15 protein-coding genes are annotated in these 20,594 nt (G+C 45.3%); 8 read left to right on the forward strand and 7 right to left on the reverse strand.

All coding sequences use genetic code 11. The features are described from left to right. Positions 1–1,296 precede the first annotated feature (1,296 nt). The 5 genes from BC643_RS23780 (at position 1,297) to BC643_RS19705 (ending at position 6,071) form a co-directional block, all read left to right on the forward strand. Positions 1,297–1,746 carry an O-antigen ligase family protein gene (locus BC643_RS23780; RefSeq protein WP_394340529.1) on the forward strand — a complete coding sequence of 150 codons (450 nt, stop codon included), beginning with the start codon at positions 1,297–1,299 and terminating at the stop codon, positions 1,744–1,746. 80 nt (positions 1,747–1,826) lie between these two features. Beyond that, complete coding sequence (locus BC643_RS19690) at positions 1,827–2,603, forward strand: Rossmann-like and DUF2520 domain-containing protein (RefSeq protein ID WP_120275007.1); 777 nt, start codon at positions 1,827–1,829, stop codon at positions 2,601–2,603. Position 2,604: 1 nt separating this feature from the next. Then, a complete protein-coding gene (locus BC643_RS19695; protein ID WP_120275008.1) occupies positions 2,605–3,135 on the forward strand; it encodes a KdsC family phosphatase in 531 nt (176 codons plus the stop codon). Further along, on the forward strand, positions 3,135–3,716 hold the full coding sequence (locus BC643_RS19700) for a Maf-like protein (RefSeq protein WP_120275009.1): 582 nt from the start codon (positions 3,135–3,137) through the stop codon (positions 3,714–3,716). The genes BC643_RS19695 and BC643_RS19700 overlap by 1 nt, the downstream gene beginning before the upstream one ends. Before the next feature lie 168 nt (positions 3,717–3,884). Continuing rightward, a complete protein-coding gene (locus BC643_RS19705) occupies positions 3,885–6,071 on the forward strand; it encodes a S46 family peptidase (protein ID WP_120275010.1) in 2,187 nt (728 codons plus the stop codon). 79 nt (positions 6,072–6,150) lie between these two features. On the opposite strand, the gene BC643_RS19710 is transcribed toward BC643_RS19705, so the two are convergent. The 4 genes from BC643_RS19710 to BC643_RS19730 form a co-directional block, all read right to left on the reverse strand. Next, the gene (locus BC643_RS19710) at positions 6,151–8,712 is read right to left on the reverse strand and encodes a rhamnogalacturonan lyase family protein (RefSeq protein ID WP_245995030.1); all 2,562 of its coding nucleotides are present in this window, start codon (positions 8,710–8,712) and stop codon (positions 6,151–6,153) included. Positions 8,713–9,103: 391 nt separating this feature from the next. Further along, complete coding sequence (locus BC643_RS19720) at positions 9,104–9,676, reverse strand: hypothetical protein (RefSeq protein WP_120275012.1); 573 nt, start codon at positions 9,674–9,676, stop codon at positions 9,104–9,106. A gap of 567 nt (positions 9,677–10,243) precedes the next feature. After that, the gene (locus BC643_RS19725; RefSeq protein ID WP_120275013.1) at positions 10,244–11,497 is read right to left on the reverse strand and encodes an RNA polymerase sigma factor; all 1,254 of its coding nucleotides are present in this window, start codon (positions 11,495–11,497) and stop codon (positions 10,244–10,246) included. After that, positions 11,497–11,838: a YciI family protein gene (locus BC643_RS19730; protein ID WP_120275014.1), complete on the reverse strand. Its 342-nt coding sequence runs from the start codon at positions 11,836–11,838 to the stop codon at positions 11,497–11,499. Before BC643_RS19730 ends, BC643_RS19725 begins: the two co-directional genes overlap by 1 nt. A 642-nt stretch (positions 11,839–12,480) precedes the next feature. On the opposite strand from BC643_RS19730, the gene BC643_RS19735 reads away from it, so the two are divergent. Further along, entirely contained in the window at positions 12,481–13,632 is a 1,152-nt protein-coding gene (locus BC643_RS19735; RefSeq protein WP_147377283.1) for a hypothetical protein, read from the forward strand. Here the strand turns inward: BC643_RS19735 and BC643_RS19740 are convergent. The 3 genes from BC643_RS19740 to BC643_RS19750 all read right to left on the reverse strand — a co-directional run bounded on the left by BC643_RS19740 (position 13,629) and on the right by BC643_RS19750 (position 15,957). Next, a complete protein-coding gene (locus tag BC643_RS19740) occupies positions 13,629–14,039 on the reverse strand; it encodes a GNAT family N-acetyltransferase (RefSeq protein WP_211338152.1) in 411 nt (136 codons plus the stop codon). The genes BC643_RS19735 and BC643_RS19740 overlap by 4 nt on opposite strands. 33 nt (positions 14,040–14,072) lie before the next feature. After that, complete coding sequence (locus BC643_RS19745; protein WP_120275016.1) at positions 14,073–15,068, reverse strand: hypothetical protein; 996 nt, start codon at positions 15,066–15,068, stop codon at positions 14,073–14,075. A gap of 73 nt (positions 15,069–15,141) precedes the next feature. Next, complete coding sequence (locus tag BC643_RS19750; protein ID WP_120275017.1) at positions 15,142–15,957, reverse strand: universal stress protein; 816 nt, start codon at positions 15,955–15,957, stop codon at positions 15,142–15,144. A gap of 155 nt (positions 15,958–16,112) precedes the next feature. Between BC643_RS19750 and BC643_RS19755 the strand changes: the two genes are divergently transcribed. Together BC643_RS19755 and BC643_RS19760 are read left to right on the forward strand one after the other, a co-directional pair. After that, positions 16,113–18,170 carry an acetate--CoA ligase family protein gene (locus BC643_RS19755; RefSeq protein ID WP_120275018.1) on the forward strand — a complete coding sequence of 686 codons (2,058 nt, stop codon included), beginning with the start codon at positions 16,113–16,115 and terminating at the stop codon, positions 18,168–18,170. A 197-nt stretch (positions 18,171–18,367) separates the two neighbouring features. Beyond that, entirely contained in the window at positions 18,368–20,488 is a 2,121-nt protein-coding gene (locus tag BC643_RS19760; protein WP_170154634.1) for a patatin-like phospholipase family protein, read from the forward strand. Positions 20,489–20,594: the final 106 nt, after the last annotated feature.

Genomic DNA, 20,594 nt, shown 5'->3' on the forward strand with positions numbered 1-20,594 from the left:
CCCGCCAGCGCCGATGGTACTGCATTTATGTGGGAGAGTAGGTCGTCGCCATCTTTAACAAACCCTGTGTTCGACAGAGCACAGGGTTTTTTTATGCCCACTAGTCAACGGGGCTATTGGGATTTCATTATCTTCGGTGCCAGGACTGATCCACACCAAATGACAACTCTCAAGCGCGAACACTTTTTCTATTACGGTCTTCTGTTATTTGCAGCTGCGTTACCTTTTTCAGTTGCTCTCATCTCGCTATCAGCAATACTTCTGTTGTTATTCTCTTTTATCAGCTTCAAGCGCGATCGTTTGAAAGCGAGTTATCCAGAACGAAAATATCTCCTATTTTTTGTGGCTATCTATCTGCTGCATGTCTTGGGAATGGTTTTCTGTAAGGATTTTGCGTCAGGCTTGTATGATTTAAATAAAGCTTTACCCTTTCTAACAATCCCTCTTGCTTTCCTTTTGGCTCCGGTGGTTTCAACCAAACAGTTCCGAAATGTCTTGAGTGTGTTCTTTTGGGCGGTAGTCTTTTCAGCCTTTATTACGCTCGTAAAATTTTATTTAGCAACCGATCAATTGCTGTTGGATGCACAGTTTACCGGCTATATCCATCATATTCGTTTTAGTCTCATGATTGTTTTGGCATTGGCAATTCAAGTTTACTTGATGCCGTCGAGTATAACTAGATTGAAAAGGTGGTCGTTCGTTGTGGTTGCTGCGATGGTATTTCTTGTCTATTTCTTGTTTTGGCAGCAATCGTTAACAGGACTTGTTACCTTTTGGGCGCTTCTTTGTTTCTCTCTTATTATTTTCTTTTACAAGAAAGCTAGCACGAAATACCGTATTGCAGGAACGCTTGTTTTGTTCTTGTTAGTCCTTCTGCCCGCCGGTTATGTTTACCGGGTAGTTAGCGACTTTTATAATGTCGATGAAATCAAAAGAAACGAATTGCCAGTGAAGACTCCTCAGGGAAACAGCTATATTCACGATTTTAATAACCCGTTCACCGAAAACGGCCATTGGGTTGGATTGTATGTTTGTGAACCTGAATTGCGGGATTCGTGGAATAAACGCTCGGATTTGGACTACGATAAAACCGATGCAAACGGATACCGGGTGAAAGATACCTTGACTCGATACCTAACTTCGCGAAATTTGAAGAAAGATGCAGATGGCGTGGCACAGTTGTCTGATGAAGAAATCAAACTGATTGAAGAAGGTACAAGTAACTATTTGCTGGCTACCCGGAAGGCTTCTCTTTACCCGCGCCTCTACGTGAGTGTTTGGGAGGTGGATCAGTATATGAAAACAGGGAATGCCAATAATAAGTCAATAGCACAGCGGATTGAATATTTTCAGGCTGCTTGGACGATTTGGCAAAAACACTTTTGGTTTGGCGTCGGGACAGGTAATTGGAAAGTAGCCTATAAGAACACTTACCAGCAGATGGGGTCGGATATGGATGAATCTCAGTATGCCGATGCTCACAATCAATATCTGGCATGGTTGGTTCGCTTTGGTTTTATCGGCACTGTCATCATTCTGTTTTTATTTTTCTGGCCGGTATTGCGCGTTCAGCTTAGTCAATTTCCGTTATTCGGTGCGTTTATATTCATTCTTGTTGTCAGCAACATGGGTGATTCGAATTTGGACACACACGTTGGCGGCTATTTCTTCCTGTTATTCTATTGTCTTTTCCTGACCCATCGCGAATACCTAAAGCCAGGTGCTCTTCGGAGAAAGTCAAACTAAAGGATAGGTTTTGATACTGACTTTTATCGTCCGTTTTATTGCGCCATTTTTTGTTACTTTGAAGGACGAATTTGTTAATTATGATCCAATCAGTAACCCTGGTCGGAGCCGGAAACCTGGCAACACGGTTAGGTTCGGCTCTGAAACAAGCAGGAATAGAAATACTTCAGGTATACAGCCGCACCGAAGAGTCGGCAAAAACATTAGCACAGATCCTTGGAACAGGCTATACGGCCAACGTAGATGATATTACGCTAAGCGCAGACCTTACTATTTTTGCGTTGAAAGATGATATTCTCGAAAACTTGTTATCTCGACTGGATTTGCAAGGGAAATTAATTGCCCATACGGCGGGTAGTTTGCCCATGTCGGTCTTAGCAGGTCATTCAGAAAAGCATGGTGTTTTTTACCCGTTGCAGACGTTTTCGAAACAGCGAGAGGTCGACTTCAAAGAAATTCCCATTTGCATTGAAGGTGCAAATGCCGAAATTGAAGATGAACTTTCTGAATTAGCTGCAAAACTATCGGGCAAGGTTGAGCGAATAACTTCCGACCAACGGCAGAGTTTGCATTTGGCGGCTGTTTTTGTCTGTAATTTTGTCAATCACTTTTACTACCTGGGGCACGAGGTGGTACAAAAATACGGTGTCGATTTTGAATTGCTGAAACCGTTGATTCAGGAAACTGCAGGGAAAGTGATGGAAATTGACCCCTTCGAAGCGCAAACTGGCCCGGCCAAACGTTTTGATGAAACTATTATTAATAAGCATTTAAAATTTTTGAGCGATCAACCCGAATTGAAGGAAATCTATAGTTTTGTTTCGCGAAGCATTTTCGATGCGCACAAATCCGAATAACATGACTTTTGTAAAAGATAAACTGAAAAATATTAAAGCATTGGTTTTCGATATCGACGGCGTTTTGTCGTTGGATACCTCGCCGTTGAATGAAGAAGGAGATCCGATGCGTACGGCCAATGTGAAGGACGGCTATGCTTTGCGTAACGCCATGAATATGGGCTACCATGTTGCCATTATTACCGGTGGTGCGGTAGAACGGGTGCGTCTGCGTTACGAAAAATTGGGCGTTCCCCACATTTACATGGGCGTTCGCGATAAAGTTCAGCCGCTGAACGACTTTATGGAGAAAGTTGGTGTTACCGCTGACCAGGTGCTCTACATGGGCGACGATTTGATCGATTATAAAATTATGTCGCTGGTTGGATTTCCCTGCTGCCCGAGCGACGCCGTGCACGAAATCAAGGAAATTTCTTTGTATATTTCAGCTATCAAAGGGGGAGAAGGGTGTGGCCGCGATGTGATCGAACAAGTGATGCGCGCGCAGGACACCTGGATTAATGATAAATCATACTATTGGAGATCGACATAATGGTACTCAAAAATCTCGAAAAATATAACTTGATATTAGCTTCTGCTTCGCCACGCCGGCAGCAGTTAATGAAAGATCTTGGGCTTACGTTTGAAGTAAAGCCAGCCGATGTTGACGAGTTTTATCCGGAAAACCTGGGAATGACTGCGATTCCGGAATATCTGGCGCAACTGAAAGCCGATGCACTGAATGGCAGCATGGGCGTGAATGACTTGATTATTACGGCTGACACCATCGTTTGGAAAGACGATAAAGTACTCGGGAAACCGAGCAATCAGCAGGAAGCTGTTGACATGCTGAAGTCTTTGTCGGGTTCGCAACACCAGGTAATTACCGGGATGCACTTGCAAAGCAAATCGAAGAAAATATCGTTTCACGCGGTTACTGAAGTTTGGTTCGATGAATTGACTGATGACGAGATCAATTTCTACATCGACAAATACAAACCTTTTGACAAAGCCGGTGCGTACGGCATCCAGGAATGGATCGGTTTCGTTGGCATCTATAAAATTGAGGGTTCGTTCTATAATGTCATGGGGCTGCCGATTCACAAACTGTATCAATATTTGAAAGAATTTTAGTTTCGAAGGCATTTTCTGAGCTATTGAAGGCTGAAACAGGATGATTAACTGATAGATATCAGGATCAGTTTCTGTTTCTGGCTTTATTTTTGCATGCTGGCTTGCCGGCATTTTTGTTTTTTTGACGATTCGATTTTAATCAGTTCAATATAAAAGTTTAGAGAGATAATGGTAAAAATTAAGTTGCTGTTTCTGGGTGTGCTGCTGCATTTGGCTTTGCTGGTGTCGGCCAACGAAGGCATGTGGATTCCCACACTTCTGAAAAAATACAATATCGAAGAAATGCAGCAAATGGGCTTTCGCCTGACTGCTGACGATATTTACAGTATCAATCACAACAGTTTGAAGGATGCTGTGGTTTTGTTTGGTGGCGGTTGCACCGGGGAGTTGGTTTCAGCTGAAGGTCTGCTGCTAACCAATCACCATTGTGGTTATCGTCAGATCCAGTCGCACAGTTCGGTTGAGCACGATTACCTGACAGATGGTTTTTGGGCCAAATCGCGTGAGGAAGAATTGACCAATCCTGGATTGACGGTCCGTTTTTTGGACCGCATGGAAGACGTCACTGAAAAAGTGATGGAAGGAACAGATTCTCTAACGGGAGAAGATATGGAGAAGAAAATCACGCGCAACATTTACGAGATTAAAAAGGAGGCGAAGGTTGATGAGCGCTACGCGGCCGATGTGAAGCCGATTTTTAAAGGGAATCAGTATTTCCTGTACGTCTATAAAGTTTATCGCGATGTGCGTTTGGTAGGAGCTCCTCCCTCAGCTATTGGAAAGTTTGGTGGCGACACCGACAACTGGATGTGGCCTCGTCATACCGGTGACTTTTCAATTTTCCGCGTTTATGCGGATAAGAATAATGAGCCCGCCGATTATTCACCGGATAATGTACCTTACACGCCGAAGAAGTTTTTCCCGATTTCGATGAAAGGTGTGCAACCTGAAGATTTTGTCATGATTTTTGGTTTCCCCGGAAGTACCGACGAATATTTGCCATCGTTTGCCGTTGAGCTGTTGATGCAACAAAGCGACCCGGATAAAATTAAAATCCGCACAACGAAGCTGGACATTTTGCGTGGGCAAATGGAAGCTGATCCGAAAGTGCGCATTCAATATGCCTCGAAATATGCGTCGACCAGCAACTCGTGGAAACGCTGGCAAGGCGAAATTCGTGGCTTGAAACGAATGGATGCCTTGGGTATTAAAAACGAATTTGAAGGCGAGTTTAAAAACTGGTATGGACAATCGGAAGAATTGAGCGCGAAGTACGAATCGTTATTGCCCGATTTTGAGCGGTTGTATGTGGAGTTGACACCCTTTGATCGTGCCAAGAATTATTATGACGAAGTTGTAAAGCGGGGGACTGATATTTTCCAATTGGCCCAGAACACGCCACGCAATGTTTCCGCCTGGAACAAGTCGGATGCGGAGACGCAACAAAAAGTTAAGGATGAAATTCTGAAACGGATAGAAGCGCATTTCAAAGATTACGACCAGGCTACCGACGAGCATGTGTTTACTGCATTACTTCGGATGTACAAAGCCGATCTGGATCCTTCATTTTTGCCGAAAGAATTTAGCGAGCTATTGTCAAAATACGACGACGAAAAACTGCTGAAAAAAGTATATCGCAAATCCATTCTAACCGACAAGGCAAAATTCACGGATTTGGTTCGTAACCTCGATGAAAAAGCCATTGAGCGTTTGCAGAAAGACCCGATTGTTGCGTTGTATGATCAGCTGGCAGGCTATTACCAGGCGAATGTTGAACGCCCGTACAGTCAGATCAATGATGAAATAGACAAGCTTCAGAAAACTTACATGGCCGGAATTATGGCGATGAAAGAAGGACAGGCTTTGTATCCGGATGCGAATTTGACACTCCGCGTAGCTTATGGCAAAGTGGAAGGCTACAAACCTCGCGATGGTGTGGAGTACAACTACTTCACGACAGTGAAAGGAATTATGGAGAAGGATAACCCGGATATTTACGATTACGATGTGCCGCAACGTTTGCGCGATTTGTATGCTGCGAAAGATTTCGGACGCTACGCGGAAGATAGACAAATGCATGTGGCTTTTACAGCCTCAATTCACACCACCGGCGGTAACTCGGGAAGCCCCGCGATAAATGCCAACGGTGAGCTGATCGGTATCAATTTCGACCGTTGCTGGGAAGGAACCATGAGCGACATCATGTTCGACCCGGACCAGTGCCGCAACATCATGGTCGACATTCGCTACGTGTTGTTTATTATCGACAAGTTTGCTGGAGCAGGTTATTTGCTCGACGAAATGCAACTTGTCCCGGCAGAACAAGCTGTTGAAACCAACACGGATTCGATCTAGAAGATCTTTAAATTTAATAGCATAAAAGAAATGGCATCCCGGTTAAAGGATGCCATTTCTTATTTGGTCAAATTTGTTTTTAATCGTCCGTTGAATTCTTCTTGGTGTCCAAGTCTGTCCCTAAATAGAAGCTGGTAAATGGCGGTTGGTTATAAGCCACATTTTGCCAGGCAATGCTTAAGCGGTATTGTGGATCCTGCATGAACGTTTGAAATCGGTAAGCTGTTGGGATGGTCGTCGTATAAATTCGCAATTCCGAATTATCTGCTGTCCGCCAAATCACTTCTTCTCGCCAGTCGCCCAACAAATCGGCGCTCAGGCATGGTGTTGCTTTCGTGCCGTTGTTCGATACGCAGTCTTCTGCAGTTAGCAGGTTAACGGTTTTGTTCGCCGTCCAGTCCCATTTGTCAATGCGGTTTTTATCGAGTAGTTCGCGGCTAAGATCTCCATCCCACCAAAGCACAAAATTGGTTGATGAAGGCGTGTTTTCGCTAATTGTATTTCCGTGCACGTCGCGCAAACCTCCGGGGCCGCCCCAGTTTTCAAATCCGCGATGTGTCGGATCGATATCAGCCGATAAGCCACGACCAATATCAATGCCAGGCCCAATGCTAAATAGAATTTCTCCGGTCTTTGCGTCAAACATGGCTACTCCCGGCGTTTGCAGCGCAAGTGTTTTTCCTTCGTTTTCGTGAATACCATATACTTCCAGTCCCGGGCGGTCTGGATCCATATCAGAGATGGAAAGTGCATCGCCATGACGCAAGCCTGTGGTGTAAAGTCCTTGTCCATCGTCATCAACGGTCATGGCTCCAACACAAAGTTCATCTTTGCCATCCTGATCAACATCTGCGACACTGACCTGGTGGTTGGCTTGTCCTGAATACGGATTGTCAGCGTCCTTCGAATCAAACAACCAGCGCTGGGATAGTTGTCCGTCGCGGTAGTCCCAGGCAGCAACGGCTGTGCGGCCATACCAGCCGCGAACAAACAAAGCACTGGGATGAACGCCATCCAAATAAGCAATAGCTGCCGAAAAACGATCGGATCGGCCTCCGGTGCTGTCGTTGTTTCCGTTTCCGCCTACGCCTCCCCAGCTATCCAGCGGGTAGCGGTCCGGAATGTAGTTTTCGGTAGCCAGCGCCTTGCCGGTCAGTCCGTCAAAGACGGTCAGGTATTCGGGACCGTCAACGATTTTGCCGTAAGTTGCAGAGTCCGCATCCATCGTTCGCCAGTCTTTCGAGGCATCACCGATCACATTTCCTTCGCCGTCAATAGTACCATCGGCTGTTTTGCAGACCATTTCAGCACGGCCGTCTCCATCCAGATCATAAACAAGGAATTGGGTGTAAGCAGCACCAGACCGAATATTTTTACCGAGATTAATTCGCCAAAGCAAGGTGCCATCCAGTTTATAAGCATCAATCAGTTGAAGTCCGGTCAATCCTTTTTGAGGCGGGTTACGAACTAACGAAGGTTGCCATTTCAGAATGATTTCATATTTGCCATCTCCATCCAGATCGGCAACACTGGCATCGTTCGCCGAGTAGGAATATTCCTGGTCTCCCACTTTTGCTGATTCCGGAATTTGTAAAGGAATGGAAAGATAGGCTTTCCCGACAGCATCCGAATTCAAGCTAAAGCTGTTCGCCGAAGAACATACAGGCTCAGCATCATTCTCCGGAGTTACAAACCAACTGTTTGTTTTCGATAGGTCAGCGGTGGTATCCCAAAAGTAAGTGCCTTCTTTTAGTGGATGCTCATTAAGTTGGATAGCCTGTTCTCCGCTCGTTTGCCGGTAAATATTGAAGGCAATGTTTTGTGGATCTGCTTGCAGTAAACGCCAGCTGACAAACACGGAATCCTGCGACGGGCAAACAGCCACTACGCCGCGATCCATTTTCTCCATTTGTCGCATTGATGCCGCACTTTTTTCTTCACTTGCAGGTCGGTAAACCTTGAAGTTCTTCAACACAACATGATTTTTCACGGTACGGAAACCGAAATAACCATACCGGTAGGGCTCGGGATCATCCATACGGAATAACAGCTCATGATTGAAATAGTAGTTCACGCTGTTCCCTTTCATTTCAATATCGATATGGCACCATTGATTGGGCGTTATCAAATGAGCAGAGTCGGTGTATTCCTGAATAATTTCGGGGCGTATCTTTTCATTTTTAAACTGCTTGAAATTGCCGTCGTATTTTCGGAAACGGGTAGTCGAGTTGTTATTTCCGCCATAGCCCACATAATATTGCGATAGCGAATAATAGTTTCCGAAGACACCGTTGCGCCATTTGGATCTCGCAAAGAAATCGTCCGGATTTTCGGGATCGTTAGCCATCCAAAAGCAATTGAGATCTGATGCCCGATCAAATTCGCCACCAGCCTGGATCACTTTTGCATCGTAGCTGATGCGGATGTTACCGGCAAGAACTTGTTTGAACCACAGGGTGAGGCCTTGCGGGGCGATGATCTCCAGTTGCCCGTTACCGCTGTTCAGAACGGTGGCATCCGAGTTTTGCTCGATCACCCATTGCGAAAGTCCTTGATTAAAATCGTCGTGGAATAAGAGCGTTTGTGCCTTTGCCGAAAATACCAACGCAAAGGACAAAAGGAATAGTCCGATTAGCTTCATAAGTGAGTAGTTTTGTAAGTAGTCCTACAAATGTAAGATATTATCGGCGGAAACAGGGGATCGTTTCTAGCTGTTGACGGATACGTTTGCCAATTTTTTGTCTTTACAGAGGGCGTGACTTGAAGTCACTCCCTCTGTCGAACTACCACTTCGGATCGACAAAAGTATTCTTAAAATTTCCCAAAGTTTAAAAACAATTTATATCCTCGTTTTTTACCGTTCCGGATAACGTAAATAGAATCAGAATTCATTGGGCTAAAGAGAGAATCATTGTTTTGGATCACGTCCGAAAATGGTTTCTTTTCGCCCAATTCGTCAATATAGAAGCCGATGATAATGTCATCTCGTTGGTTATTTAACTTGGGCCTGTTTCGCATGAATGGGTTTTTAATTACTCTTTTCGTTGTTTCAGCGGTATTGATACCCCAATGGCAAATGCTCCGGCAAACTGTTCCACAGCCGGTTGAAAGTAGTAGGAAAAGCCGATGTCGACACCATGGTCGCGGCCCAGTTCAAATCCAAAAGCAAAGGGGATATGGTGTACAATTCCGCTTTTTTCGATATCGGTGAATGCTGTAAAGGTTTCAAATCGGCCGATCGATGCGCCTATTCCGATTTCGACGTAAGGTGCAACATACGGAATTGGAGCGATGAGCCTTGCTTTTCCACCTAGGAGCATTGCCTTGCATTCGGCTCGCTCGTCGGTCGGGTCATCATTGATGTCTTTCCCGTTTGAATTGGTTAGAATAAAACCGGCATAAGGTTTCAGCTCAATCCACGATGCAAGCGATAGAACATATTCGGTTTGCAGAAAAAATCCACCGTTGGCAATATCGTCAGCACTGTAGTATGGAGAAGTCATTCCGTATCCGATTTGCGCATTGATTGCCCGCTTTTTTACAAATTGCGCTTCAGCCTGGTTTGAAATCAAAATTATCAGAAGTAAAATAAGATGTTTTTTCATAGTCGTAGGCTTTCGGTTATACACCAGTTAGTTATTGAGTCGATCGTTTTATTTTTCGTCTGTCAATTTAACATTTCCAAACGAAATAGATTCTAAGCAGGTGGCTAACTTATTAACAAAATCTTTGGTGTTTGTCAGAACAGATGTCTGATCGGTAAAGTGAAGGTGTGAAGAGTTGATAGTACCATCCGAAGATCTGGCATGCTATGACTATTTAGTCACGGGTTCCCTGAACGTTGGGGAGGCTTTAACTATTTAGTCACGCCTCCACCAAACGGTTTGTCACGCTTTAACTATTTAGTTACGGGCTCCCTGCGCGTTGGGCGAGGTTTAACTATTTAGTTACGGCTCCACCAAAGCGTTGGACAAGCTTTAACTATTTAGTTACGCCTTCTCCAAATGATTTGGCGGGCTATAGTCATCTTTGGTCTTGTGCGAATTGGGTTGATACTAAGATAGGAATTGTGGGGAAACATAAGACAGATCGAAGCGGAGGTGGAATCGTTTGATTGTACTCATTTGGGTAACCAAATTCAGAAAGGGGTGTAGAAAAACTTCAAAGGATAGCTAAGGCTTTTTTGCTCCACCTAAGCGATCTATTTGAGCGGTCAAACTTTCTTTCTCTTTTCTTGATTTACTCAGTTTGATGGCTTGTTGGTAATGATCAATCGCTTTGCCATAATTTGCTGTCGAGTACAAATAGCCAAGTAGAGCATGGTAATAACTGTTGTCAGTGAACTCCAGTTTTTCCACTTCGGAAATCGCTTCTTCATTTCCGTAAACATGGGAGAAAGCGAAGGCCCTGTTCAGAGCTGTTACCGGGGAATATTCAAAAAGTATGAGCTGGTTGTAAAGCTCTAGAATATGCGGCCACTTAGTTGCGTCGGACAAGGTCGTGTGCCAATATGCGATGCCGGCTTCCAGGTGGTATTTGGAAATTTCGGAGCCGTTTGTTGCCTGCACCAAGTAATAGTTTCCCTGGTCGATCAGCGATTGATCCCAACACGTTCGGTCTTGATCTTCGAATAAAACCACTGCACCGTTTTCATCCAAACGCGCTTCCAATCGGGAACTTTGGAAGCACATTAGTGCAAGTAAGGCATTCGTTTGCCCGGAACTAGATATCGGGTATTCAGTAAGTAACAGGCAGAGACGCATCGACTCGGTGCACAATTCTTTTCGGATTAAATGGTCATTGGTTTTTGAATAGTATCCTTCGTTAAACAAGAGGTAGATTGTTCTTAAGACGGTTTTTAAACGGGATTTGATTTCGCCGTCTACCGGAATCGAAATTTGAAACCGGTCGTTTCGAAGATTGTTACGGGCCCGGAGCAGTCGCTTTTTAATTGTCTCGCGATTGACAAGAAAAGCATTTGCGATTTCTTCCACGCTAAAACCACAGAGAATTTGGAGAGCCAGGCAGACTTGCTGTTCGTCGGAATTTACCGGGTTACAAACGGCAAAGATCATGGCCAACTGGCTGTCGGTGATATTTTGCTCGTTGAATTCGATATCGGGTTGCACTAGGTGTTCATCCTGTTTTAATTCGTTTTTTACGCGGGTTTCATAAATATTTAGGTGCTTGAAATAATCCTTGACTTTATTTTTCGCTACAGTATAAAGCCAGGCGGTCGGGTTTTCGGGTATGCCATGAATAGCCCAGTTCTCCGAAGCTTTCAAGAAGGTATCACTCGCGATATCTTCTGCTATTTCAATATGCATTAAGCCAAAATGACGACACAAAATGGCCGTCATCTTAGCGTATTCCTGACGGAATAAATGCGGTAGTAATTCCGGATGTTCGGGCTCAGTTTGCGTCATTAATCACGTTTTAAAACTTCCCGCACTTCAATGTTACCGCCGATTTTGAAAATGGGGTTACCTTTTGCAATTTCAACGGCCTCTTCAATATCAATGGCTTTGATCACAATGTAGCCACTGATGAATTCTTTGATTTCGGTGTAGGGACCATCGGTCACCAACTTTTCGGGTCTTACCGTTTTGGCACTCCCATGGCTGGGAAGGAGCGTATTGCCTTTATCCACTAGTTTGTTTTGTGCGGCAATACCAGCCAGCCAGTTCATTCTTTCCTGGATTTGTTCGGGAGAGGGTTTGAAGTCTGAAATGTCCTTCAATCTAAAAATCAATGCAAATTCTTTCATACTATAAAATTTTGTTCACATTTATAACGATTGATGTTTGCCGGAGGGGACAATTTTTTGGGAGATTTGTATTGATAAGAGGTCTTCTGAACAGGAAGCTGAGTATTGGAAGATATAAAAAAAGTAAAGGACATTTTTCAATGCCCTTTACGCCTGTTTTCAAAACAATTCAACGCTAATACATAAAATAACACTATTACCTAATCTCTACTGTACTCAATTAACCTATTTTCTGTAACCAATGTTTTATTGTTTTGTCGTATTGTTGAGTGGTTTGTTTCGGTTCTAAAATATGCCTCAGAAAGCCTGTAGGGCCTCTTTTTGATCTGTTTCACAAAAAAAAGATACGAAATGAGCGGCTCAAAAACAGGATAAATCTGCACGACTTCATGAAGCCCCTGTTTTGATTGTCGAATTCAACTATTCAATGCATGACCGAAAACAGATTTTCCCGAATTGGTTCGAAAAAGAAGAATCCGGGCGTTTCTTTGGGGGGGACTGATTGTTAGGTGGTAGGGCGATCTTGCTTTTTCTTACGCGTATTGCAATAGCTGAAATCAGGCTTCGGATAAGTTGAAGTGCTTTCAATAGCGGCTGGTATTGAGTCGGGTAGCTGAATCCCCTAACTTTATATAAAAAAAGATGAAACCAGTAAAACTCCTTCCTATTGTGGCACTGTTGCTTCTGGTCAGTAGCTGTTCTCTCATGAAATTCAGCATCGAAACGCCTTCAGAACCATTGAGCTCCCGGCAGCTGACGACCCGGGTTATGGTCCGGAATTTTGTAGAGGGGGCGAGCGATCAGATTGTGAAAGCTGCCGATTCTATCATTGCCATGGCCGATACCGAACCGTTCTACCAAATCAACGCGATTCGCTGGAAACTGAATGCCGGAACGGCGTACACCCGGGCAGGCTATCAAACGGTGCCGGAAAGTTCGCTTTCGGATGTGTGGGTGTTGACCCTGCAATGGCAACGATTGATGGAAAGCCGGGGCGATTCGCTTCTGGGTGATTACAGTGATCTGGCAAAAGAAACGACAGATGAACTGGCAAGCGACATTGATCAATTGGCAAAAAAAATACACTCCGGGGCTGACTATCGAAAGCTGAAAGATTTTGTGGAGGGCTATTCGGCTGAACATCCGATGTTGGCTTTCTCTCCACAATCGCCGAAAACACTGCGTTCGTTACTCGAGTATTTCGAGCTTCCCGATTCACTATATACCAGCACTGTGGGAACCCAGGCCGAAGTGATGAGCGACTTTAGTGACCGCATGGGGCGTTACCAGACGCAGTTCAATAATTCCGTCGAGTGGGAGAAAGACAAGCTTTTAATCCAGTGGGAAGAGGGGAATTTTGACGAAGAACTGTTGGCTCGCGCTGATAGTCTCTCGCTGATGTTGAGCAACCTGGCAACAATCGCCAAAGAATCACCCGAGATGATGGGGATTATCGCCGTTCGAATCCGGGAGGAATTGTCGCCTTTGGTTTATTCGATGAATGCAACTCTCGATAGCTCTTTGGTCAAATTGGATCAACAGCGTGCTGAACTGCAGGTTTATTTTGACGTGCAAAGGGCTATTCTGGCGAAGGAGGCGGAGCAGATGGGCAACAGCATGATTGAGACGGCAACCGATGGCCTGGTCAAAATTATCCGCAAAGTAATTGTGTATGTAATCCTGCTAATATTGGTGATGTTTGGTGTTCCGTTTGCCCTTGGTTACAGCTTTGGACGAATGCGGTTGCGACAGAAAAAGAACAAACAAGAGGGCGGTGATTATCGAAGTTCTTAGCGGGAAAATTTCTCCATAATGACGTATTCAATGCCGCCTTTCGAGAAGGTCTCCTGTGTTTCGATCATGCAGAACCGTTGATAAAAAGCTGTTTTTTCCTTCCGGGCATTGCACCAAATCCGCTTGATGTTTTGAACTTCCACTTCGGCAAAAACAAACTTGAGCAATTGGCTTCCGTAACCTTTGCCTTGGCTGCTTTGCAGTGTCGCAAATTTCCGGAACTGCGCTTCTTTGTTTTCTACAAAAAGCGAAACGATTGATACAAGCTCGTCATCGACAAATAAACCGTAATGCTTCCCAAAACGATCTTCGTCCAGTTGGACGTATTCGATCGGCTTGTGCGGCCACATCACCCGGTGCCTGATTTCCCAGGTTTGCTGGTATGGAATCTCCTCAATTCGAATCACCGGAAAACCAGAGTTTGTGTTTTTAAAGGTTCGCTAATTGGCATTGCCAAATTTGTAAATGAGCGAGAGTTGCTGCTGCTGATCGAGGGTGCTGCCATCAACCAAATGGAACGAGAGGTTGAAGTGTCCCTGGATATTTTTGTATTGCAGAAATTTCCAGATCACATCGGTACGAACATAACTATCCTGTGCATAATAGCGGTCGCCGTTCATAAAATGATGGCCATCGCCAAAGCTGAAGGTTGAACGCAGAGCGAAGCGTTTCCCTTCGCCATATAGCTGCCCGGTGAAACTACCGCCGGTTTGAAAGCCATCATCGATACCACGCTCGCGAATGGATGAGCCCATATAACCAACTTTCAGGTAAGCCTGTTTCAGCCCTGTCAACTCGGCAAAGTTGTAGCCCAGGTATAGGGTGTAGCCCATATTATCGGTAATGTGTTCATCGGGGTTTTCCGCAGCCGTCAACGCATAATGAAACATCAGCAAATAGTTCTGAACGTAGAACTTGCCAAAGCGCATTTCGCCGGAAAGGCCGGCCATGAAGGTTTCGCGTTGGGTCATCGTTTGGCGGCTGGTCCAGTCAACAAACCCAAGTTGGTGTCCCCAGCTCCATTGGTGCTTACCGTACAATCCTTCAATATTCGGGCGATAGTACTGAAAAGTATCCGTCAGCATGGCCAACGGAAAATCAATCACTTCCATGCGCGGGAATGCTCCAAAGTAGAAGGTATTTTTATCGTCCTGGAAACGGTAATAGGCTGTCAGTTTGGGTTTCACAGCATCGGCTTCCGAGCCAAACTCGAACAAATGGCTGATCCCGATGCGAAAGCGGTGCAAGCTGTCGATGGTTGTTCCCAGCTCAACGCTGGTACTCTCGCCCAATATGGTTTGCGGGTAATTGTATTCGTGTGTAAACTCCCTGTTGTCACCAATTCCCTGAAACTGTACCTGGTATTCCGGTTTTTGCGCTTTTGCGCTGATTGCGGCCAGGATGAGAATCAGTACGGCTAAGATTTGCTTTGTCATGTTCTGTATTTTGTGTCGACTGATAAACGGATACTGAAAGTGATTATTGCGGTTTGATGCGCGCCAGCAAAGGCTAGTCGCAAAGAATATACATATCGCGTTTGGGGTTGATACACATCACCGGAATTTGCCCGGCTTGTTTGATGAGCTTGGTCTCGGGCAAGCCAACAATAAGGTCGAGCAGACTAACTTGCTGACTGGCCGGAATGATCATGAGGTTTTGCGCATCTACCCGGCAACGTTCAAGTGCTTCGAAAGGCACGCCGAAGCTTCCTTTCTGTGCTTCCCGGAAGTCCACATCTACTTGCAGTTTGTAAAGCAATTGCTCGATGAATTTTTTGTTCTTTTTGATCATTGTTTGGTTCGACGCATTTTTTTCGCGGGCGGTCAATACCTCAATCGCCGATTGGTTAAAACGGCCGAAATACGAAGCCCAAAGCGAGGTGTCCTTCATCACCTTGCGATAATCGATTGGGAGCATCACCCGGTCGTAGCGCAAACTTTCGGCCGAACTGCCGTTGATAAACAAGAACGGAATCTGGCTTTCCTGCAAGGCCTGAATCTTGGGTTTCAGATTTTCGACGGTGGCGATAAGCATGATCCCGTCGTATTCTTCGGCAACCCGGGTAATTGTGTCGGACAGCTTCCCTTTCAGTGTGAGGCTCGAAATGGTCACCGTCGGAAAATCATCTTTCAGTTTCCGGATAATCATTCCCAAGGCCTTTTGCGCCGCCATTTTTTCGTCCTTTTTCCCTTTTGCATAAGGATGGAACAAACACAACTCTTTCTTAAATATCTGACTAATCCGGAGCCCGTGCACGATTGCATCGTTCATCGACTCGGAAAAATCGCAACATACCATCACCCGCTGTTCTGAAGTCTTGCTCATAGAAGTCCAAAACTATCTATTTTTTATGAAAAAGACTTTTTGTTCTGATAATAATTAAGCAAAGTCTCAGGCTTAAGCTTGTTTTTCAGAATGATCAAAGTCATCGGCAAGGACAAGGCGAAATGCTATCTTTGGTAGAAACCAAGCTTCAGACTATGCTAAACCAGGCACTGTTACAACCGAAATCGATCGTGGTTGTTGGCGCATCGAACAATGCGGCTAAACCGGGCGGACATCTGCTCAGCAATCTCATTCAACACCAATTTAATGGCGATTTGTATACCGTCAATCCCCGGGAAACATTGGTCCAAGGGGTACCTTCTTTTGCTTCAGTTAATGATTTGCCGGAAGTAGATCTGGCCTTTTTAGCCATTCCTGCAGCGCTTTGTATCGAAGCTGTGGAAATTCTGGCGGGCCAGAAGAAAACCCGGGCATTTGTGATCATATCGGCTGGTTTCGGCGAAGGGGATGATGAAGGAAAGCGATTGGAAATGCAGCTTCTTGAAACGGTCTTGAAGCATAATGCTTGTTTGATAGGCCCTAATTGTGTTGGATTGATTAATTCCGCCTATGCGGGAGTGTTCACCAGCCCGGTTCCCGCGCTCGACCCGCAGGGAATCGACTTTGTGTCCGGTTCTGGTGCCACTGCTGTTTTTACGCTGGAAGCAGGGATGAGCAAAGGTTTGCGGTTTGCTTCGGTCTTTTCGGTGGGTAATTCAGCGCAGATTGGCGTTGAGGAAGTGCTCCAATATTGGGATGAAAATTTTGATGCTGCTGTTAGTCCGCGGGTGAAGCTGCTTTATTTGGAAAGCATTAGAGACCCCCGGAAATTACTGAAATATGCGCGTTCGCTGGTTCTAAAAGGCTGTCGGATTGCAGGTGTGAAAGCGGGTGTGGGGGAGTCGGGAGCTCGTGCCGCACAATCTCATACGGGGGCGTTGGCTTCTTCCGATTTGGCGGTTGAGGCACTCTTTCAAAAGGCCGGTATCATCCGGTGCCACAGCCGCGAGGAGTTGACTACTGTTGGTGGTATCCTGCTGCTCCCGGAATTAAAAGGCTCTCGGCTTGCGATTATTACCCATGCGGGCGGCCCTGCCGTAATGATGACGGATGCATTGGAGAAAGGTGGTTTTTTAATCCCCCGTTTAGTCGAACCGGTTGTGAAAGAAAAACTGAAATCTTATTTGCATCCCGGCTCCTCAGTTGAAAATCCGATCGACTTTTTGGCAACAGGTACAGCTGAGCAATTGGGTTTTATCATTGACGTTTGCGATGCTGAAGTACCGGAAGTGGACGCCATGGTCGTTATTTTTGGTAGCCCGGGTTTGATTCCGGTGAATGAAGTCTACCGCGTGCTTGCCGCCAAAATGAAACAAGGTCGAAAGCCGATTTTTCCGGTTTTGCCATCGGTTGTAAATGCCCGAGAAGCGATTGACAAGTTTATTTCGTCCGGGCAGGTTTGTTTCCCCGGCGAGGTTGATTTGGCCAACGCGTTGATCAAAGTTCAGCAAACAGCCAAACCGGAGCCCGAATCACGGGAACAAATTCATTTCGATCGAAATACAATTCAGAGAATTACAGATGTCAATTCGGAAGGCTTTTTAAAACCGGAGGCCGTCGGCGAGTTATTGGATCAGGTCGGAATTCCGAGGGTTAAGCAAAATGTAGTTGAAACCATCCCGGATGCGCTGTTGGCTGCTGATGATATTGGATTTCCGTTGGCTATGAAAGTGATCGGTCCGGTGCATAAAACGGATGTTGGCGGCGTTAAACTCGATGTTGAACGGAATGAGTTGATCAACAAGTTTAAGGATCTGATGGCGATTCCGGGAGCGACAGGTGTTTTGCTCCAACAGATGGCCGGCGGTCTGGAATTATTTATCGGGGCTAAACGCGAGGAAGGTTTTGATCCGATTGTTCTTTTTGGGATGGGCGGAGTTTGGCTGGAAGTGATGAAAGATTTGCAGTTCGGACTGGCACCGCTTACTCTGCCGGAAGTGATGGATTTGCTGACTCGTTTAAAATCATTTCCTCTTTTGATCGGACATCGCGGCAACGCAGGAATCAATATCTCTGTTTTTGCTGAATTGATCGTCAGAGTCGGACAATTGATGCTTGCTGCACCCGAGATTCAGGAGTTGGACATCAATCCGATTCTGGCATCCGGCGATGAATTCAATGTCGTGGATGTCCGTATCCGAACCGGCAGGTAATGTAAAAACGTGTTGAGCGAGGACGCTTTTGTTAACATTACAAAATAGAAATGTTGCCGCAGTTTGGATAAAATAAAATTGTTATAAATTGTAGTCGAAAAGCCTCAATTAAGAAAACTAGCATGCGCGCCATTTCCATAATCTTACTTTTTTATTTCAGTTTGGCTATTGGGCTACAGCCGGCGGAGGGCCAGCAAATGCTCCAAAAGGAACGTCCGAAAGTTGGCTTGGTGCTGAGTGGGGGCGGGGCAAAAGGTTTTGCGCACATAGGTGTAATAAAAGTACTCGAGGAGGAAGGTATTCCGGTCGACATTATTGTTGGTACCAGTATCGGAAGTTTGATTGGCGGAATCTATTCTATTGGGTATTCGTCAGAAGAATTGATTGACATTGTGCAATCGCAGAATTGGGACCAGGTACTTTCGGATGATGTTTCGAGGCTTTACCTGTCGCCGCGCGATCAAACCATGAAACAGCGCTACCTGTTTTCACTTCCTTTTAATAACCAGCGTAAGTTGAGTTTGCCACAAGGTGTTATTCGGGGGCAAAATGTATTGAATGTATTTTGCGGGCTGACAGCCAATGTGCCGGTCGATGCCGATTTCAGAAAGTTCCCGATTGAATTTGCCTGCGTTGCGACCAACATTGAAAATGGTGACGAGGAAATATTGGATCACGGCTTTTTACCAACAGCGATGTATTCGAGTATGGCGATTCCCGGTGTTTTTATGCCGGGTAAGCACGATGGTAAACTGTTGGTTGATGGTGGTGTGGTGAATAATTTTCCGGTTGATGTTGCCAAGGCAATGGGAGCCGATATTATCATCGGTGTCGACATTCGCGACGATTACTACAAACAGGATCAAATTAAGTCGATCAGCGAAATTTTCCTGAACCTTATAAATTTCTATACCAAAGACAAGGACGAGAAAAACCACGATTTGTGTGATATCGTGATTAAACCGGATGTCATCGACTTCTCGGGAGGGAGTTTTACCCGAGCTGCTACAGATACGCTGATAAAAAGAGGTGAAGACGCAACTTTGGCGATTCTTGATCAGTTGAAGGCCTTGAAGGAAAAATATCATTTGCAACGCGATTCTGTTTCGCGGATGTATGTTGAGGACAACAAATGGCGAATTACAAAAATTAACCTCGATTGTGAGGAGAAACTGAATGACGAGTTTTTGGCTAAAATCATCAACCTACCTTTGGGTGAGCGATACAGCTATCAGGAAATTAAAGAAGCAGTCGATCGGCTGTATGGCACCAAAGGTTTTGATTACGTTTACTTTGATCTGACCGATAATGATAACGGCAAGACCCTGAACCTGCATTTGCATGCGCAGAACGAGCGATCGCAAAACATCGGTTTCCGCGTGAATACGACTGAGGCTGCAGCTTTGCTGCTGAATGCTACCTGGAAAAACTATTCGGGCACATTCAGTTTGATTTCAATCAGTACAGAATTGTCGGCCAACCCCGGCCTTGAATTTTTGACCGAGACCAACTGGCACAACTTTCCTGATTTGGGTTTTGCGTTGAATGCCAAGTTTCAGAATTACAACATTTACGAGAATGGTGACAAAGCTTTCGATGCCGACCTGTTTTATACTTCGGGGAAGTTATACCTGGAACAGCGTTTTGGTACAGTGCGTACGGGGTTCTCGTTTCAGGAAGAGTATTTTTCCGGCGATGTCTTTGCCAGCGAACGGGCCCTCGTTTTGTCTGAGAACACGACTTTTTTGCTGAGTGGTGCTTCCTTTTATGTCTCTTTTGATAACCAGGATCATTTTTATTTTCCGCGGAAAGGAACCCGCTTATATGCCGAGGCCACCTTCAATACCGACTTGAAAAATGGAGGACAATCGTCGCCTTACCTGTTGTTGAAAATGGAGAACGTTTTCCCGGTCAGTCGAAAAACCGCCTTCCTTGTGAATTTGTATGGCCGCGGAATCTTGGACGAAGGCTATCCCGAGATCAAATCGACAATGATCGGAGGCGAGCCATATTCCCGGTATTTTAACTACCATTTGCCTTTTATGGGCATGCCTCCGGTGATGATTGGCGAGCGTTTTACGGCTATTGGTGCGCTTGGCGTGCGCTTTCGGCTTTCGTCCAGCCAGTACCTGTCCTTTATCTTTAATAGTCTGCAGCAAGGGGTCGAATATGATCAAATTCTTCCTGATTTAGCGGTTTATGGAGGTGGAGTGAAATATTCACTCAAGACTTTCGTCGGACCGTTGGACATCGGTGTGGGCTATTCCGATTTCCAAAGTAAACCGAATTTCTCCGCCAATTTGGGATATTGGTTCTGATGTTCTCATTCTATCTTTCTGTCAATTAGTAGTTTCGTTTATTCCAATTCTTCGCTGCTTAAGTAAAAATACTTTTATATCTTTTTTTGTGTCCCTGCGTACATGA

This window comes from Mangrovibacterium diazotrophicum (assembly GCF_003610535.1).
In the GTDB taxonomy this organism is placed as follows: Bacteria; Bacteroidota; Bacteroidia; order Bacteroidales; family Prolixibacteraceae; genus Mangrovibacterium; species Mangrovibacterium diazotrophicum.

What these genes read in the sequence shown, in the direction of transcription:
- BC643_RS19735 (WP_147377283.1), top strand. Translation starts at nt 12,481, where the DNA reads ATGAAACCAGTAAAACTCCTTCCTATTGTGGCACTGTTGCTTCTGGTC.
- BC643_RS19710 (WP_245995030.1), bottom strand. Translation starts at nt 8,712, where the DNA reads ATGAAGCTAATCGGACTATTCCTTTTGTCCTTTGCGTTGGTATTTTCG.
- BC643_RS19705 (WP_120275010.1), top strand. Translation starts at nt 3,885, where the DNA reads ATGGTAAAAATTAAGTTGCTGTTTCTGGGTGTGCTGCTGCATTTGGCT.
- BC643_RS19750 (WP_120275017.1), bottom strand. Translation starts at nt 15,957, where the DNA reads ATGAGCAAGACTTCAGAACAGCGGGTGATGGTATGTTGCGATTTTTCC.
- BC643_RS23780 (WP_394340529.1), top strand. Translation starts at nt 1,297, where the DNA reads ATGAAAACAGGGAATGCCAATAATAAGTCAATAGCACAGCGGATTGAA.
- BC643_RS19690 (WP_120275007.1), top strand. Translation starts at nt 1,827, where the DNA reads ATGATCCAATCAGTAACCCTGGTCGGAGCCGGAAACCTGGCAACACGG.
- BC643_RS19730 (WP_120275014.1), bottom strand. Translation starts at nt 11,838, where the DNA reads ATGAAAGAATTTGCATTGATTTTTAGATTGAAGGACATTTCAGACTTC.
- BC643_RS19695 (WP_120275008.1), top strand. Translation starts at nt 2,605, where the DNA reads ATGACTTTTGTAAAAGATAAACTGAAAAATATTAAAGCATTGGTTTTC.
- BC643_RS19700 (WP_120275009.1), top strand. Translation starts at nt 3,135, where the DNA reads ATGGTACTCAAAAATCTCGAAAAATATAACTTGATATTAGCTTCTGCT.
- BC643_RS19755 (WP_120275018.1), top strand. Translation starts at nt 16,113, where the DNA reads ATGCTAAACCAGGCACTGTTACAACCGAAATCGATCGTGGTTGTTGGC.
- BC643_RS19745 (WP_120275016.1), bottom strand. Translation starts at nt 15,068, where the DNA reads ATGACAAAGCAAATCTTAGCCGTACTGATTCTCATCCTGGCCGCAATC.
- BC643_RS19760 (WP_170154634.1), top strand. Translation starts at nt 18,368, where the DNA reads ATGCTCCAAAAGGAACGTCCGAAAGTTGGCTTGGTGCTGAGTGGGGGC.
- BC643_RS19725 (WP_120275013.1), bottom strand. Translation starts at nt 11,497, where the DNA reads ATGACGCAAACTGAGCCCGAACATCCGGAATTACTACCGCATTTATTC.
- BC643_RS19720 (WP_120275012.1), bottom strand. Translation starts at nt 9,676, where the DNA reads ATGAAAAAACATCTTATTTTACTTCTGATAATTTTGATTTCAAACCAG.